This window comes from Streptomyces sp. NPDC088350, assembly GCF_044753545.1.
Taxonomy (GTDB): domain Bacteria; phylum Actinomycetota; class Actinomycetes; order Streptomycetales; family Streptomycetaceae; genus Streptomyces.
The window spans coordinates 540,473-555,956 of the sequence record NZ_JBIVNL010000004.1; the positions used below are offsets into that span (position 1 = coordinate 540,473).

16 protein-coding genes and 1 pseudogene are annotated in these 15,484 nt (G+C 69.6%); 12 read left to right on the top strand and 5 right to left on the bottom strand.

The features are described from left to right. The first annotated feature begins 156 nt into the window (after positions 1-156). The 4 genes from ACIQBL_RS16355 to ACIQBL_RS16370 all read left to right on the top strand — a co-directional run bounded on the left by ACIQBL_RS16355 (position 157) and on the right by ACIQBL_RS16370 (position 2,757). Positions 157-525 carry a BlaI/MecI/CopY family transcriptional regulator gene (locus ACIQBL_RS16355; protein ID WP_362974169.1) on the top strand — a complete coding sequence of 123 codons (369 nt, stop codon included), beginning with the start codon at positions 157-159 and terminating at the stop codon, positions 523-525. Continuing rightward, positions 522-1,433 (top strand): M56 family metallopeptidase, encoded by a 912-nt coding sequence (locus ACIQBL_RS16360; RefSeq protein WP_401941818.1) that lies wholly within the window; start codon positions 522-524, stop codon positions 1,431-1,433. Before ACIQBL_RS16355 ends, ACIQBL_RS16360 begins: the two co-directional genes overlap by 4 nt. A gap of 178 nt (positions 1,434-1,611) precedes the next feature. After that, positions 1,612-1,800: a hypothetical protein gene (locus ACIQBL_RS16365; protein WP_401941820.1), complete on the top strand. Its 189-nt coding sequence runs from the start codon at positions 1,612-1,614 to the stop codon at positions 1,798-1,800. A 396-nt stretch (positions 1,801-2,196) separates the two neighbouring features. Beyond that, complete coding sequence (locus ACIQBL_RS16370; RefSeq protein ID WP_401941822.1) at positions 2,197-2,757, top strand: hypothetical protein; 561 nt, start codon at positions 2,197-2,199, stop codon at positions 2,755-2,757. A 150-nt stretch (positions 2,758-2,907) separates the two neighbouring features. On the opposite strand, the pseudogene ACIQBL_RS16375 reads toward ACIQBL_RS16370, so the two are convergent. Continuing rightward, positions 2,908-3,137 (bottom strand): annotated as a pseudogene (locus tag ACIQBL_RS16375) (hypothetical protein); the annotation flags it as partial. A 722-nt stretch (positions 3,138-3,859) separates the two neighbouring features. Here ACIQBL_RS16375 and ACIQBL_RS16380 point away from each other — a divergent pair. Then, a complete protein-coding gene (locus ACIQBL_RS16380; protein ID WP_401941825.1) occupies positions 3,860-4,891 on the top strand; it encodes an NlpC/P60 family protein in 1,032 nt (343 codons plus the stop codon). A 264-nt stretch (positions 4,892-5,155) separates the two neighbouring features. After that, complete coding sequence (locus ACIQBL_RS16385) at positions 5,156-5,797, top strand: TetR/AcrR family transcriptional regulator (protein WP_401941828.1); 642 nt, start codon at positions 5,156-5,158, stop codon at positions 5,795-5,797. 739 nt (positions 5,798-6,536) lie between these two features. Here ACIQBL_RS16385 and ACIQBL_RS16390 read toward each other — a convergent pair. From ACIQBL_RS16390 to ACIQBL_RS16405, 4 genes are all read right to left on the bottom strand, one after another. Beyond that, positions 6,537-7,079 carry a hypothetical protein gene (locus ACIQBL_RS16390; RefSeq protein WP_401941830.1) on the bottom strand — a complete coding sequence of 181 codons (543 nt, stop codon included), beginning with the start codon at positions 7,077-7,079 and terminating at the stop codon, positions 6,537-6,539. Next, positions 7,076-8,044, bottom strand: coding sequence for a WD40/YVTN/BNR-like repeat-containing protein (locus ACIQBL_RS16395; protein WP_401941833.1), 969 nt, complete (start codon positions 8,042-8,044; stop codon positions 7,076-7,078). The genes ACIQBL_RS16390 and ACIQBL_RS16395 overlap by 4 nt, the downstream gene beginning before the upstream one ends. 393 nt (positions 8,045-8,437) lie before the next feature. Beyond that, positions 8,438-8,716, bottom strand: coding sequence for a hypothetical protein (locus ACIQBL_RS16400; protein WP_401941836.1), 279 nt, complete (start codon positions 8,714-8,716; stop codon positions 8,438-8,440). Between the two features lie 275 nt (positions 8,717-8,991). After that, positions 8,992-9,411 carry an ArsR/SmtB family transcription factor gene (locus tag ACIQBL_RS16405; RefSeq protein ID WP_401941838.1) on the bottom strand — a complete coding sequence of 140 codons (420 nt, stop codon included), beginning with the start codon at positions 9,409-9,411 and terminating at the stop codon, positions 8,992-8,994. 94 nt (positions 9,412-9,505) lie between these two features. Here ACIQBL_RS16405 and ACIQBL_RS16410 point away from each other — a divergent pair, with 94 nt between their 5' ends. The 6 genes from ACIQBL_RS16410 (at position 9,506) to ACIQBL_RS16435 (ending at position 15,249) form a co-directional block, all read left to right on the top strand. Beyond that, complete coding sequence (locus tag ACIQBL_RS16410) at positions 9,506-11,503, top strand: heavy metal translocating P-type ATPase (protein WP_401941841.1); 1,998 nt, start codon at positions 9,506-9,508, stop codon at positions 11,501-11,503. Beyond that, positions 11,500-11,907 (top strand): (2Fe-2S) ferredoxin domain-containing protein, encoded by a 408-nt coding sequence (locus ACIQBL_RS16415; RefSeq protein WP_401941843.1) that lies wholly within the window; start codon positions 11,500-11,502, stop codon positions 11,905-11,907. Before ACIQBL_RS16410 ends, ACIQBL_RS16415 begins: the two co-directional genes overlap by 4 nt. A 366-nt stretch (positions 11,908-12,273) precedes the next feature. Then, positions 12,274-12,894 carry a class I SAM-dependent methyltransferase gene (locus ACIQBL_RS16420; protein WP_401941846.1) on the top strand — a complete coding sequence of 207 codons (621 nt, stop codon included), beginning with the start codon at positions 12,274-12,276 and terminating at the stop codon, positions 12,892-12,894. 41 nt (positions 12,895-12,935) lie between these two features. Beyond that, positions 12,936-13,736: a DUF2218 domain-containing protein gene (locus tag ACIQBL_RS16425; RefSeq protein WP_401941849.1), complete on the top strand. Its 801-nt coding sequence runs from the start codon at positions 12,936-12,938 to the stop codon at positions 13,734-13,736. Next, positions 13,733-13,924: a hypothetical protein gene (locus ACIQBL_RS16430; RefSeq protein ID WP_401941850.1), complete on the top strand. Its 192-nt coding sequence runs from the start codon at positions 13,733-13,735 to the stop codon at positions 13,922-13,924. The genes ACIQBL_RS16425 and ACIQBL_RS16430 overlap by 4 nt, the downstream gene beginning before the upstream one ends. Before the next feature lie 479 nt (positions 13,925-14,403). Further along, positions 14,404-15,249, top strand: coding sequence for a C40 family peptidase (locus ACIQBL_RS16435; RefSeq protein WP_401941853.1), 846 nt, complete (start codon positions 14,404-14,406; stop codon positions 15,247-15,249). Positions 15,250-15,484 lie beyond the last annotated feature (235 nt).

Genomic DNA, 15,484 nt, shown 5'->3' on the forward strand with positions numbered 1-15,484 from the left:
AATCGCGCTCGACGACACCCGGATGCGCGAGGCGATCGACGAGGCGGGCCACGACCCGACCGGGCGACTGCGACCTTCCGCCTCCGCCCTGCAAGCCTCACAGGGCAGCCGTCTACTATGGGTTTGCGTATTCGGTGGCGAAAGGAAGTCAGGTCCATGCGACGGCTGGGGGATCTTGAGGCGGAGATCATGGATCGCTTCTGGACGTGGAACCGTCCGGCGACCGTGCGTGAGGTCGTCGACGACATCAACAAGATCCGTCCGGTCGCCTACACCACCGTGATGACCGTCACCAACATCCTGTACAACAAGGGCTGGCTGCTGCGCGGCAAGCACGGTCGCGCCTGGCTGTACTCGCCGGTCCGCAGCCGTGAGGCCTACTCGGCCGCACTCATGGAGGACGGTCTGGGCGAGAGCAAGGACCGCCCGGCCGCGCTGGTCCACTTCGTCGAGAACATGTCCGAGGAAGAGGTCGCCGCCCTGCGCAGGGCCCTGCGGAACGTGAGCCGACAGGCGAAGCCGTGAACGCGGCCCCCGCCCTGGTCGCCTATACGGCAGCGGTAGGCTTCGCCGCCCCGCACCTGCTGCTGCGCAGCAGGTGGACGCACCGGGCCCCCGCCCTGGCCGCGGCGGTGTGGCACGCGCTGGCGGTCTCGTTCTCGATCGCCATCGCGCTCACCGCGGCCACCCTGGCCACTCCGACCGAGCACCTGCACGCGGGACTCCTGGGTCTGCTGCACACCTGTGGACTGACCGAGGGGGCGGGACAACCCAGTCCCGACACCGCCGACCGGCTGGCCACCGGCATTCCCGCCGCCATCGGGATCGCCCTCGTCGCGAGCTTCGTCTTCCACGTCGTACGAGCCCGTCGGGCGCGGACACAACACCGGGAAGCCGTGGACCTGGTGGGGCGTCACTCGGCCCGCCTGTGCGCCACCGTCCTGCGGTACGACACCCCGGCCGTGTACTGCCTTCCCGGCCGTCACCCCCGGATCGTGATCAGCGACGCGGCCGTACGCCGGCTGACGCCCGAGCAGCTCGACGCCGTCCTGGAACACGAGCAGGCCCACATCGCGGGCCGCCACCACCTGGTCCTCGCCGCCGTCGAGGCCTTCCATACGGTCTTCCAGTGGGTGCCGCTCGCCCGCCACGCCCGGGAGCAGACGGCACTGCTGCTGGAGATGATCGCCGACGACCGGGCGCTGCGCCGCCACTCCCACGAGGTGCTGGCCACCGCCATGTACGAGATGGCCGCGGCGCGCGCCCCGAAGGGTGCCCTCGCCGCGGGTGGCCACACAGTACTCATCCGCCTGCAGCGGGTCCTCGGTCCGCGCAGGGCTGCGCACCCCGCCCTGTGGGGATCCGTGGCCGCTGCGGCCTTGGTGGTCCCGCTGCTGCCGCTGTTGGTCGCCTGCCCGCCCGGCTTCGGCTGACCCACTCCGCAGCCTTGACCAACGGGCCGCGTGCGTGATCACTGTGCCGCAGACCTGATTGCGACGACCTAGGAATCTACTAAGTTCTCACCGACCTCCCGCTGCCATGGCACCGACCTGACGGCAGGAACCGCCCGGCCGCGCCCGGATCGCCACCCTCGGCGGAGAGGCCGGCGCCATGAGCCGACTGCCGCCGCAGAGCCAGGCGGCGCCGGAGCCCTCGGAGGACGAGGTGCGCGAGCGGGTGGAGAAGCTCTACACGGAGACCGAGCCTCCCAACGAGGAGTGCAACGGCATCCGCGAGAACCAGACGAACCTGCTCCGAGAGGTCGACGGCGCGCACGACCGCGCAGTCCGCAAGCAGTAGGAGATCAACGAACTGCCCGAGAAATTAGGACCGTTGGCTGCCTGAGCAGCGCGGACGACGGCAGGGCACGACAGCAGCTCACGGCCGTGCCCTGCCGGCAACCCGAGATACTCCCTCCCGTCCCAGCCGCAGCACGGGTCGCGGACCTGAAGGTGCGGCACCTGCCCTACCGCGAGCTCCAGGCCAACCGGGAGGCGATCGTGCGGTTCGGCAAGGGGCTGCACCCCATCGGGGCCCTGGCCCGCGACCTGCACTGAGCCGACTCAACGGCGACCCACCAGCCGGGCGCGGTCAAGAGTCAAGAGTGGGTCATGTGACATCAGCGCCTGAGCGGACCGGAGTTACCCGACGTACTAAGGGAGTAAGTAGAACCAGCTCCCAACGAAGGGAAACGCCGTGATCCGGCAACGTATCGTCCTCGCCGCGGCCGCAGGGCTCGCCTCGACGCTCCTGCTGGCGGCGTGCAGCGGCTCGAAGGAGAACTCCTCCAGTACGAGCCCGGCCAACGTCGCTCCGGTCGCCACGGCCACCTCGGCTCCCGCGACGTCGACACCGGCCGCCACGGGTGACTCCGCCAGCGGGCACATGGCCACCACGACCATGCTGATGACCAAGACCGTCCAGGGCATGGGCAGCGTGGTCACCGACGACAAGGGGATGACCCTCTACCGCTACGACATGGACCAGGCGACTCCGTCCATGTCGATGTGCACCGGCGACTGCGCGAGGACCTGGATGCCGGTCATGGCACAGGACTCCCTCCAGACGGACGGGGTGGCGAAGACCCTCCTCGGCTCCGTCGCCCGCACGGACGGCATGAAACAGCTCACCCTTGGCGGCTGGCCGCTGTACCGGTACATGGGCGACACGAAGGCCGGGCAGATGAACGGCCAGGCCAAGGAAAAGATGTGGTACGCCGTCACCCCGTCCGGCAAGAAGTCCACCATGACAGGCTGACCGAAGTTCCGCGGCCACGGGGCGGGCGCTGCACGAGTCATCAGAGGACCGTCCGCCCCTCGTTGACGACGGGCTTCTGCCGGAGAGCCGGCGGAAGCTCCGTTTCGTGCGGCGATCTCGCCCCACCGGTGTCGCACTCCCCGCCCCGGGCTACTTGACGACGGTCGTCCAGTCCGGCGACTGGACAGGGTCCAGGCCGCGCAGTCGCTCCAGGGTCTCCGGCTTCTGTACGTCCATCCAGTCGGCCAGTTCACGGAAGGACACGCAGCTAACGTCCTTGCGGACGCAGACGTTCTTGGCAACCTCGTCGACGGCCTTCATGTAGATGCCGCCGTTCCACAGTTCTCGAAGTGGTTACCGATGATCATGGGCGCCCGGCTGCGCTGGACAGGCTCTGAAGTAGGACCCGTCCCCGTCCTCCCACTCCTTGCAGTCCTCCGCCCCAGGAGAAGGCGACGAACTGCGGCGGCTTCCGGCCGGGCTTGAGCGGCGCCTGCTGAGCCTGGTCGGGCCGCCGTCCGGTGTACGACATGGAGCCGTCTCCGAGCACCTTGGTCCTGCCGTCCCACCTGGGCTCCTGCTTCCCCCTGGCGGCTCCGACCCGTCGGAGAACTTGGCAGGCATCGACCTGGCACCGGCCGCATCGTCGCCACTCCCCAGCACGAGTGAGGGTACGGCGGTGCCCACGATGACGACGGCGAGTGTGGGAGTTCAACTTCATCGGTGGCGCATTTCGCGAGAGGGGAGAGCACAGAGGGCCGCTGTTGATGGACGAGGAGGCGGACGACGCGGCCACCGCACAGTGGGGACCTGCGGGTCGGCAGCCGCTTAAGCGCTGATCACGGCAAACACACAGGACGCTCCGATTCGCGAGACCCGTCATGCGACGCAGCGTCACCACGCCAGCGCCTCCAGTGAGTTGGATGTACAGAATGCGGCCTGGGACAGAGACGCCCTCACGAGGATTTGAACTACTAGTAAGAAGGTTAGTAGATTCAGGCGTCGAACCTCCGTCCGGGTGTTCACTCATCAGGAGTGACGGCGGAGGGTCCCGCCCGCCGGCGCGTTGGCAGGCGGCTGAAGGAAGAAGGAGCTCGCCTCCATGGCGTCACACCGTCGACCCAAGCAGCCGAGCCGCACCCGTGTGACCGTGCTCACCGCGACCGCCGCAGCAGCCGTTGCCCTCACATCCCAGGCCGCCCAGGCCGCACCGAAACCGAGCAAGGACCAGGTCAAGGCGAAGACCGACACCCTCTACGAGCAGGCAGAGAAGGCAACCGAGGAATACGACGGGGCCAAGGACAAGCAGAAGAAGCTCGAGAAGGAGATAGCCGATCTCCAGGACAAGGTCGCGCGCGGACAAGGCGACTTGAACACCCTGCGAGACGGCCTCGGTTCGCTGGCCAGCGCCCAGTACCGAACCGGCGGCATCGACCCGTCGGTCCAGCTCTTCCTCTCCTCCGACCCGGACGACTACCTCGACAAGGCGTCCACACTCGACCAACTGAGCGCCCAGCAGATCGAGCAGTTGAAGAAGGTCCAGGAGAAGCAACGTGTGCTCGCCCAGCAGCGCCAGGAAGCCTCCACCAAGCTCAAGGACCTCGCAGACACCCGCACGGAGCTGGGCAAGAAGAAGAAAGAGGTCCAGGCGAAGCTCGGCCAGGCGCAAAAGCTCCTCAACACCCTGACCGCCCAGGAGAAGGCCGCGCTGGCCGCCAAGGAGGAGCGGGCCAGTCGCGCCAGCGCACGCAGCGTGATGGGCGACACGAAGCCGGCCTCCGGTCGGGCAGGTGCCGCCTTCCAGTCCGCGCAGACCAAGATCGGTACGCCGTACGTGTACAGCGCCTCCGGCCCCAGCTCCTTCGACTGCTCGGGGCTCACCTCCTGGGCGTACGCGCAGGCCGGTGTCTCCATACCGCGCACGTCGCAGGCGCAGGCCAACATCGGTACGCGTATCTACTCACAGAGCGACCTCCAGGTGGGCGACCTGGTGTTCTTCTTCGGCGATCTGCATCACGTCGGCCTCTACGCGGGCAACGGGCAGATCCTGCACGCCCCCCGGACCGGCACGGTCGTCCGGTACGAGTCGATGAGCACCATCGGCGGCCCGTTCGAGTTCGGTGTCCGGGTCTGATCCAGGTCCGCTTGCAGGGACGTACAGATCTGCCGGGTCCCCAGTGCCGCTACCGATCACCCCGGAGACGCTCTGACCAGAAGGCCCCTTGGGGGGGACTGGGGCAGCGCCTCGATCAAGGACGTCGCCGGTCCCCGCTCGCGCCGGCGCCGGGCGGGACCTGGGGCCCACAGGGCGGAAGTCGCGCGATCCCGCCATTTGCGAGACACCACGTCCATTGACTCGACAGGATGTATCGACACCGCCACCCCGTACACTGATGCGATGCCGAAGCTGTGGAACGAGACGATCGAGGCGCACCGGCGTGCGGTGCGCGACGCGATTCTGACCACCACGGCCGAGCTGGCCGCCGAGCACGGAGTGCGGTCGGTGACCATGTCGCAGATCGCCGGACAGGTCGGCATCGGCCGGGCCACGCTGTACAAGTACTTCCCGGACGTCGAGGCGATCCTGCTCGCCTGGCACGACCACCAGGTCTCCGAGCACCTGGAACAACTGGCCGAGATCCGCGATCGGACCGTCGGAGCCGGCGCCCAACTCGAGGCGGTCCTGCGGGCGTTCGCCCACATCTCACGCCACTCGCGCGGACACCACGGCAACGAACTCTCAGCGTTCCTGCACCGGGACAAACGGATCGTCCAAGCGGAACAGCAGCTCCACGAGATGATCCGGGACCTGCTGGCCGAAGGCGCACAAGCCGGCGACTTCCGCGACGACGTCGCACCCGACGAGCTCGCGACCTACTGCCTGCACGCTCTGGCGGCAGCCACCACTCTGCCCTCTGACGCGGCAACCGACCGTCTGGTCACGGTGACGTTGTCCGGGCTGCGCACCATGCACCCCGGTCCGGAACACCCGTTTTCGCCACACCAGCACGATCACGGCCCGCGGCACTCCGGCCACTGAGCGCGCCCCGACGTCCCGATCGTCCGGCCGACGGAGACGAGTACGCGCATGTTCCCCAGCAGTCCCAGAACTGCCCCGGCGATGAGTCCGGCGCGGGGCGAGGGGGCACATTCACATGGATGGCTCCTCTTCTTCGCAGACACCTCTCCTCAACCCGGCGTCGCGGAGTGGGCGACTCACCAATCTACGTATCTCCTAAGGAATTTAGGCAGACGAGCGTCTGAAGATCACCCGATCAAGGGACCCTGTCCGGCACTGCTGACCCGGGCCACGGCCCGCACTCCCGCCGTCGGCCTCGGGGCAGGCGGATCAACGGCCGCCGTACGAGTGCGCCGCCTGATCCGTCTGTCGCGCCTGCACCGCCGTAACCGCGACCACAGTGACCGTCTCGCTCACGCTGCCCGCGATCGGCCCAGCTGTCCCGACAGGTGTCGGCCACCCGCCCTCCGGCCCGCCCGGATCCACGACCGCGACGTCGCGTTGACCCGGTCGGAAGGCGGGGCAAGGGCTCGGCCTGTTGCTGGCCTTGGAACTCGGGACGGTGCCCAAGAGACGTGCGGGGCGACGCCGGGCCGTTGGTGACTGTCCGGACAGCGTGCCCACTCCGCACGGGCGCGGCCTGGGTGCCTGTGAGCCTGTGAGCCTGTGAGCCCACCCTCGGACAGCAGGCGCCCACGCACCCGCTCCCGTCCCCCTCAGTTGCTCCTCCTGGTTGCTGTCCGAAGCGTGGTGGGCGCCGTCACGAGGGCGTGGCGACGGGGCCGCGGAAGTCGAGCGGCAGGGCCTGATTCACGCGAGCCGCGAGGCCGGGCGCGCAGTCGCGCAGCCCCTGCCGGGTGACCAGGAGCAGGGAGAGGGTGGTGCCGGTCTCGCCGTCGATCGGAAAGCGGGCGTCGGGATAGCGCCGGGAAAAGGTGATGACCGTGTCGACGTCCCGGGCGAGCGACATCTGCTCACTTCTCTGGCCCTTGGTCCGGCAGACGGAATCGATGTCGTGCAGGGCCTTGTGCACGGGTCGCACCTGGGCGACGGGAGGCGTGACGGCGGGGGCGGCGCTGCTCGCGACCGCGCCGAAGGCGACCCCACCACCGCCGCCAGACCGGTCCCGCAAGGCCATCACAGCCGCAACGGCCAGGGCAAGTGCCACCGTGACGGCCATCGCCGACAGCAGCGGGTCCAGCCTGCGGCGGGAGGTCCGGCCGGTTTCCTCGGCTGCCGTGGCGGATTCCGGACCGGGGCTGCCGTCCAGAGCGGCGTCTCGCCCGGTCGGTGGTGTCGTCACGCCGTGGCCTTCCAGGTGGTGGCGCCGTCGGTGCTGCGGTCGGTGCGGGCGTTCTGGTCGTCGAGCACGCCCGCGTACAGGGTGCTTCCGGTGGCGTCGTAGCCGATCGCGCTGGCGCCCTTCGACAGGTCGACCTGCTTCCAGGTCTTTCCGCCGTCGGTGCTCAACTCGGCGCCGTTCATGCCCACGGCGACGATCTGGTTGATGTCCTTGGGATTCCAGGCGACGGTCATCACGCCAAGTGGGCCGCCCAGGCTCTTCCAGGTCTTGCCACCGTCACTGCTGGTCTGCAGCCCACTGGCCATGTCGGGAGCGATCAGCCGTTGCGGGTCCTTCGGGTCGACGAGGATGGTGCCCATGACCGAGCGCCCCGCCTGAGCGTTGACCGTTCTCCAGCTCTTGCCACCGTCGCTGGAGGCGAGCAGCCCGGACACAGGGGAAGCGATGTAGGCGGTGTTGCCGCTGGCACCGATGCCGTGCACATCGCTCACCGCGCCCGCGCCGGTCACCTTGGTGAACGTCGCTCCGCCATCGGTGGACCGGTAGAGCCCCGGGTGCCCGCCCACGAGTACGCTGCCCGGAGTCCGCGCCCATCCCATGGGGTCCGCCCCGCGCAACGACGGCACCTCCCGCCAGGTGCGGCCGCCGTTCCCGGAAGCAGCAGCCGCCTCGTGCCCGCCGACGAAGAGACGGCTGCCCACGACCGAAACGGTGTGCAGGTCCCCTCCCACGAAGGGCCGGCTCGCCGACCCGCTGGACGAGCCGCCGGAACCGCCGCGGGTTGCGAAGAAGATCCCGCCGGCCGCGACCACCGACACGGCCAGGGCCGTACCGCCCCAGCGCAGCCGCCGCGCCCGCTGCTCGGCACGCCGTGCTGCGGCGGCTTTCTCGGCCGCCGCGACACGGCGCCTCTCGATCTTGGTCGCTCCTGCTGCCGGAGCCTTGCGGGAAGGTGTGGAGGTCATGAACAGGCTTCCTTCACATGGGGCGAGACAGGGAACGCCGAGAGGAATTGCCACCGTCAGTCCGCCTGCCGCCGCGGCGCCGGGCCGTCGCCGAAGCCCGTGAGTGGACGCCCCGTCGGGGAGAAAGCCCAGGACGAGGAGTCCGCGAGGCACACCTGAAAGGGGAACCGCCGAAGCACCAGCAGAGGGCGTCGGCGGGATGCGGTACAGCCTCAGCAAGGCCACCGCCCCGCCGAGACACGGTGTCCGAGGCTGGGCGGTCGCAAAGGGGCTCGCCATTCACCCGGCCTTCCGCACGCATAGCCGATCACCATCGACATCCTACTAATCAACTTAGTCCCTAAGATACATAGGCTGTCTGCCGTGCGTTGACAGGGGGGCTCGAAGGCCTCTTCAGCCCGATGGACCACTGGGACGGGAGCAGATCGCCCCACGGAAAGGTGCGGTCGACCGGTCAGGCGCGGCCGGCCCAACACCCGTGTCCTTGAACGCTACGGCGAACTCGATGGAGAGCGTCACCAGATCGGCGGCGTTGCCCGCGAGGCGCTTGAGTTCGTGGACGGTGAAGACGACCGGCGTCTCGGGGAGAGCCTCCTTGAATCGGCGGCCCGGGGCGAGCGGTCGCTCGGTGCGGGGCGCGGGCACGACGGTGAGCGCGGGCCCTGCTTCCACGCGTGGCCGGGGAGCCGGCTCGGCGGGGATATGCCGTTTCTCTCGGAGCGCGGAGACGAGGACTACTCGGGTGCGGCAGGCGCTCCCGGCGGACGCGTCACAGTCAGGGCGGTCGTGACGTCATACCGCCCATGCGGCCTGATCGGGCGCAAGATCCATGGCGGCATCCTGTCGGAACCCCGACGCACAACGTGGAGGTTCCGAGGGGACTCATGTGAACGGTGACCTGCGGAAACGCGACCACTCCGGGCCTGCCGCAGCACTCTCACAGATGTTCATTTGTGAGAGCCGCCGGACGTGACCGCCTGCCGTCGCTCCGCGACCGGCTCCGTTTCGGCCGCGGGGACATCGCGCAGGCCGAGCCGCAGGTGCTCGACGTGGAAGAGGGCCTGTTCCAGGAGTTCGGCGACGTGGTTGTCGTAGAGGGTGTAGACGATGGAGCGGCCCCGGCGTTCTCCGGTGACGAGCCCGAGGTTGCGCAGCAGGCGGAGTTGGTGGGAACAGGCGGAGGCTTCCATGCCCACGGCCTCGGCGAGGTCGCCGACCGCACAGGGGCCTTCCTGGAGGCGGGCCAGGATGTAGAGGCGCGAAGGGGTGGCCAGGGCCTGGAGGGTGGCGGCGACGTCGGTGGCCCCCGCCGCGTCAAGGCGCTCGCGGGGGCTGGCGTGGTTCTTGCCGTCGGCTCCGTGACCCATGTCCCCATCCTACCGGTGACATGTGAAGACCTGTTCAGATGTTCCTGTACGGTGGAGGTGTCGCCGCCTTCCGCCCTGAAAGGGTTGTTTTGTCATGCCTTCCGATCTGCTCCAGCGCCCCGTTCGGGTCACTGCGGCCGCCTCACGTACGGCGCCGAAGCGGCGTACCCGGGTGTTCGCCCTGGCCGAGGCGCGCTGGGCGGCCGCGGCGCTGGTGCTGTTCCTGATCGCACTGCCGCTCCAGCTGACCGGCGCGCCCGCCTGGGCGTCGGGCCCGCTGTACGCCGCCATCTACCTCACGGGCGGCTGGGAACCGGCGTGGTCCGGGCTGATCGCACTGCGGGAGAAGACGCTGGATGTCGATCTGCTGATGATCGTGGCCGCGATCGGTGCCGCCTCGATCGGGCAGGTGATGGACGGTGCACTGCTGATCGTCATCTTCGCGACCTCCGGCGCGCTGGAGGCGCTGGCCACCGCCCGCACCCAGGACGCGGTCCGCGGGCTGCTCGATCTCGCCCCGGCCACCGCGACCCGACTGGCCGACGACGGGAGCGAAGAGAGCGTCGCGACCGAGGACCTGGTGGTCGGGGACACCATCCTCATCCGCCCCGGCGAGCGGGTCGGCGCGGACGGCCGCGTCGTCGCCGGGGCCGGCGAGGTGGACCAGGCCACCATCACCGGCGAGCCGCTGCCGGTCGCGAAGGAGACCGGGGACGAGGTCTTCGCCGGCACCCTGAACGGCACCGGCGCCCTGGGGGTCCAGGTCGAGCGGGACGCCTCCGACTCGGTGGTCGCCCGGATCGTGGCCATGGTCGAGGAGGCTTCCGGGACCAAGGCGCCCACCCAGCTGTTCATCGAGAAGGTCGAGCAGCGCTACAGCCTCGGCATGGTCCTCGCGACCCTGGCCGTCTTCCTGGGCCCCCTCGCGTTCGGCGCCGATCTCACCGGCTCGCTGCTGCGCGCGATGACCTTCATGATCGTGGCCTCGCCGTGCGCGGTGGTCCTGGCGACGATGCCGCCGCTGCTCTCGGCCATCGCCAACGCCGGACGCCACGGCGTCCTGGTGAAGTCCGCCGTGGTCATGGAGCGTCTCGGGCAGGTCGACGCGGTCGCACTCGACAAGACCGGCACCCTCACCGAGGGCACCCCCCGCGTCACCGACATCCGTACCCTGCCCGTGCACGGCTCCCGACTGGACGAGGACAGCCTGCTGGCACTGGCGGCCGCCGCCGAGCGCCCCAGCGAACACCCCCTGGCCCGCGCCGTCGTCGACGCCGCCCGCACCCGGGGCCAGGCCATCGCCGACATGCGGGACTTCACCTCCGCTCCTGGTGTCGGTGTCACCGCCACCGTCGACGGCCACACGATCGCGGTCGGCGCACCCGCCCGTCTCCTCGACGGCAGCGACGACACCGCTTCGGTACGCGCGGCCGAGATCGCGGCCGACCTGGAGGACTACGGCCGCACGGCCGTCGTGGTCCTGCGTGACGGTGTCCCGGTCGGCGTGCTGGGCGTCGCCGACCGGCTGCGGCCTGACGCCGCCGCGACCGTCGCCGCCCTGACCACTCTGACCGGCAGCACCCCGATGCTGGTGACGGGCGACAACCCGCGCGCCGCCGCCCGCCTGGCCGCCGAGGTGGGCATCACCGGCGACGAGGTCCACGCCGGCCTCCTGCCCCAGGACAAGGTCGACGTCGTACGGCGCCTGGAGGCCCGGGGGCGCAAGGTGCTGGTCATCGGCGACGGTGTCAACGACGCCCCCGCCCTGGCCGCCGCCCACACCGGCATCGCCATGGGCCGTGCGGGCTCCGACCTCGCCCTGGAGACCGCCGACGCTGTCATCGTCCGCGACGAACTCGTCACCGTCCCCACCGTCGTGAGCCTGTCGCGAACGGCCCGCCGGCTGGTGGTGCAGAACCTGGTCATCGCCGCGGTGTTCATCTCGGGCCTGGTCGTCTGGGACCTCGCGGGCCATCTGCCGCTGCCCCTCGGCGTTCTCGGCCACGAGGGCTCGACCGTCATCGTCGGCCTCAACGGACTGCGGCTGCTGCGCGACGCCGCCTGGAACCGCGCCGCACAGGACACGCGGTGAGCCGCCGCGCCAAGAAGGCCGCACCCACCCCGAATACGTCCCGGCCCACCGTCACCGTCTGCCGCGGGTGCTGCTGCGGCACCCCGGCCAAGGTGCCGCGCCTGGACCACGAAGCCCAGCTCACCGACCTGCGCACCCAACTGTCCGGAGTCGCGATGGTGCGGCGCACCGACTGTCTGGACGCGTGCGAGCGCGCCAACGTCATCGTCATCCAGCCCTCCGCCGAAGGCCGCAAGGCCGGCGGACGCCCGGTCTGGCTCGGCCAGGTCAACGACCCCGACGCCGCTGCCGACATCACCACCTGGGTCAGGAACGGCGGCCCCGGCCTCGCCGAGGCGCCCGACACCCTCGACCTCTACACCTTCAGCCCATCCCGGCGCGTCCGCCACGAACTCGAAGACTGACCGACCCAGGCCGGGTTGCTGTCGCATCCGGCCGCCGGCCCATTCCTCCTCGCCGTCGGGTTCGACCGCCTGGGACCGGAGCGGAGGCGATGAAGCTGTAGCGGCCGGCACGTCGAGATCGTGCGCCTGGTGGTTGGTGCCGCGCTTGCCGTGGCACCCGTCAGAGCCGGCTTGTGCCTCGACTCCTGGACCGTGAACCGTCGCTCGCGTTTCGCTGCGCGGTTCGGCGTTTGGCATACATGGCGACATGAGAAAGACACTTCGACTTGAAATAGACAGAGTGTATTGATAAAACTGATGCCACCCTCCCAGCGGTGGGCATTCCACCCTGAGCGATCAGACGCGACAGGCAGGAAGGGCATGCACATGACCGGAATATCTCCCTACCTCCATTCCGGGGCCGGGCATTGGTCAAAGCCCGAGGAGCTGTATGCCAGCCCCCCGCCGTGGGACATCGGTCGACCTCAGCGGGCCTTCCTCGCTCTCGCCGACGAGGGGGCCGTCCGGGGCCGAGTGCTGGACGTCGGCTGCGGGACCGGTGAGCACACGCTCATGGCTGCCGGCCTCGGTCTGGACTCCACAGGTGTCGACCTCGCCGGCAACGCGCTGGACACCGCCAGGGAGAAGGCACGCGACCGAGAACTCAGGGCGCGGTTCCGCCTCCACGACGCCCTGAAGCTGGCCGATCTCGGGGAGTCGTTCGACACCGTGCTCGACTGCGGGCTGTTTCACATCTTCAGCGACGACGACCGCGCCGCCTTCGCGGGGAGCCTGCGGTCCGCGGTCCGGCCAGGCGGCCGCTACTTCATGCTGTGCTTCAGCGATCGGCAGCCGGGCAGCCAGGGGCCGCGGCGGGTGACGCGGGGCGAGATCGGAGCCGCGTTCACCGACGGGTGGCGCATCGACTCGCTCAAACCGGCCACGATCGACATCACCACCGACCCGGACGGCATCCGGGCCTGGCTGGTCGCCCTCACCAGGACCTGAACTCCGCAGGGCGCGTCGTGCAGCGGCATGGGAGCCCGTCGATGCCCATGCGTGCCGATTCCGAACGCACGAAGGCGCCCGCCCTGCGGCTGGCATCTCCGGAAAGGAACGCCTTGCCGACCTCCGAAGCCCGTATCTCGACCGACCGCGCGAGCCGGTATCTCACTCAACTCTGCCGACACTCCGACCAGATGGGCCGACGCCCGCACTACCGACCGCGCGCCCAAGGTGGCGGCGACGCGCCTCCCAAGGTGGAGCACACCGAATGGTCCGACACTCACGGAGTCATCAGGTTCGCCCGGGGGCAGTGCACCATGCAGGCCACCCAGAACACGCTGACGCTGCGCGCCGAAGCCACCGACGAGGACAACCTGCGGCAGATCCAAGCCGGCATCGCCGGACGCCTCGAGACGATGGGTCGACGCGATCAGCTGACAGTGACCTGGCAACGCCCCGAGGCGGCGGAGCCCGAGCCCGGCCACGGTGCAGCAGGGCCTCTGCGCCTGAAGGGCTCAGGGGCCCTCCAAGGCCGATGGCCCGTCAAGAAGATTGCCCTCATCGTCGTCGGCGTACTGGTCGTCTCCGTGCATCTGGGGCTGTTCGGTGCCGTACTGACGACCTCGCCGTGGACGGACTGGGCTGCCAACGCCGTCCTGGCGCTCGTCCTCCTGAAGGCCATCACCATTGCCGCCCACATCGTCCCGGCCCGTCTCGCGATCCGCCGCCGCAAGCGGCGCCCGGCACCTGTCAGCCAGGCCGTGCCGGACGAGCCCCATGATGACGAACTCGGCCGCGCCGCCCCGGCAAAGCTCGGCTCGAAGACCGGAGACGACAGACGATGAGCGTCCTCGACGTTCCCGGCGCCCAGCTCTACCACGAGAAGCGCGGCAGCGGCCCACCCCTGCTCATGATCCCCGGCGCCAGCGTCCACGGCCGCGTGTTCGCCACGGGGCCGACCATCTGGCGGGGCACCCTCAAGCCAACGCCGTCTACTCGTTCGAGCACGAGCTGCGCCAATGTCCCGCCCTGAAGCTCGACATCGACACCCGCACCACCCACGCCGGCCGGATCGTGCCGGCCGTCGGGCGGGAGTCACTCGGCTGCCCCTGCCACGAGGTCATCACGCGGCCGGGGATCAAACTCGGCTGGGACGTGATCGACATGCCCGGCGGACGCGTAGGTTGTGCCGCCCATCCCGCCGAACGCAATCAGCGGCGACTACTGCTTGGCACCTCTCCCACGGGTCTCTCACATCGTGACCTGCGTCACATGACCTTCGGGCTCGAATAAACCGAGCTTGGCCACCAACCCCGGCCAGTGATAAAGCCAGTCGCAATTCGGACCTAACAACGAAGGTGCTTAGTTGAAGGCTTGCACGCAGGGCCCGCAATGCCCGTTATGGCGTCAATAAGGGGCGACGTACCTGGAATTCGGGGCGCGCGCTGGACACATGTGGCGCACCACACGTCCCTTGAAGACATGAGGGACACCCTGGTACCAGTTGTCCTCATGTCCCACACCGCTCAGATACCAAGCCACAGGAAACCCAGCCGCAACACGTCGAGAATGGCAGTGCGGGCCGGAGTTGCCAGTGGCGTCCTCGGCACCCTGGCGATGGCCGGGGCGTCCGGCGTGGCGAACGCCGCCGAGCCGGTGACGCAGACCCTCGAACTGCCCACCCTCACGGCCGACTTGGCCACGCAGGTCGCCCAGTCCGCGGACGCCACGCAGCAGGCCGCCGCGAACTACGAGCTGCAGGCGGAGCGCGACGCGGCCACGGCCACGGCCGCCAAGCAGGCCAAGGCGGACCTCGCCGACGCGAAGAAGAAGGCGGAGGCCAAGAAGAAGGCCGAGACGGCCCGCAAGGCCGCCGCCGAGCAGGCCACCTCCCGCAGCGCCGAGCGGACCGCCCTGGCCGCTTCCACGGCCTCCAGCGCCTCGTCGAGTTCCTCAAGTTCGTCGAGTTCGTCGAGTTCGTCGAGTTCGTCGACGGCCACGGGTTCGGCGGCCGCTGTCATCGCCTTCGCCAAGGCACAGATCGGCGACGCCTACGTGCTCGGCGCCACCGGCCCCAACTCCTGGGACTGCTCCAGCCTGCTCCAAGCCGCGTTCAAGCAGGCGGGCATCAGCCTCCCGAGGGTGTCCCAGGACCAGTCGACCGCGGGCACCCCGGTCTCGCTGAGCAACCTCCAGCCGGGCGACATCCTCTACTGGGGCTCCGCCGGCAGCGGCGCCTACCACGTGGCGCTCTACGTCGGCGGCGGCAACTTCGTAGGAGCCGAGAACCCGTCCACGGGCATCGTCGAAAGGCCCCTCTCCTGGGACCCGCCGACCGGCGCGGTGCGCGTGCTCTGACGCGCGCTGATGTCACAACGGGCCACCTTGCCGGGACAGTATCCGAGTCCGGGGAAGGTGGCCCTCGCGCATGCTGGGGCCGCGCCGAGGGCGGCCAGCGTTGTCAGGCGGTACCTCGCCCGTCGATGGGCCATGAACCGGCGGCTACGGTCGTCGCCGTGAACTCGCGTCCCGCCGGGGGGATTTCACGCCCGCTTCCGGGCGCGGCCTTCGTATACGCACCGATGCGGGCGCG

What these genes read in the sequence shown, in the direction of transcription:
- ACIQBL_RS16355 (WP_362974169.1), top strand. Translation starts at nt 157, where the DNA reads ATGCGACGGCTGGGGGATCTTGAGGCGGAGATCATGGATCGCTTCTGG.
- ACIQBL_RS16365 (WP_401941820.1), top strand. Translation starts at nt 1,612, where the DNA reads ATGAGCCGACTGCCGCCGCAGAGCCAGGCGGCGCCGGAGCCCTCGGAG.
- ACIQBL_RS16405 (WP_401941838.1), bottom strand. Translation starts at nt 9,411, where the DNA reads ATGGGTCACGGAGCCGACGGCAAGAACCACGCCAGCCCCCGCGAGCGC.
- ACIQBL_RS16420 (WP_401941846.1), top strand. Translation starts at nt 12,274, where the DNA reads ATGACCGGAATATCTCCCTACCTCCATTCCGGGGCCGGGCATTGGTCA.
- ACIQBL_RS16385 (WP_401941828.1), top strand. Translation starts at nt 5,156, where the DNA reads ATGCCGAAGCTGTGGAACGAGACGATCGAGGCGCACCGGCGTGCGGTG.
- ACIQBL_RS16410 (WP_401941841.1), top strand. Translation starts at nt 9,506, where the DNA reads ATGCCTTCCGATCTGCTCCAGCGCCCCGTTCGGGTCACTGCGGCCGCC.
- ACIQBL_RS16430 (WP_401941850.1), top strand. Translation starts at nt 13,733, where the DNA reads ATGAGCGTCCTCGACGTTCCCGGCGCCCAGCTCTACCACGAGAAGCGC.
- ACIQBL_RS16435 (WP_401941853.1), top strand. Translation starts at nt 14,404, where the DNA reads ATGTCCCACACCGCTCAGATACCAAGCCACAGGAAACCCAGCCGCAAC.
- ACIQBL_RS16380 (WP_401941825.1), top strand. Translation starts at nt 3,860, where the DNA reads ATGGCGTCACACCGTCGACCCAAGCAGCCGAGCCGCACCCGTGTGACC.
- ACIQBL_RS16395 (WP_401941833.1), bottom strand. Translation starts at nt 8,044, where the DNA reads ATGACCTCCACACCTTCCCGCAAGGCTCCGGCAGCAGGAGCGACCAAG.
- ACIQBL_RS16425 (WP_401941849.1), top strand. Translation starts at nt 12,936, where the DNA reads ATGCCCATGCGTGCCGATTCCGAACGCACGAAGGCGCCCGCCCTGCGG.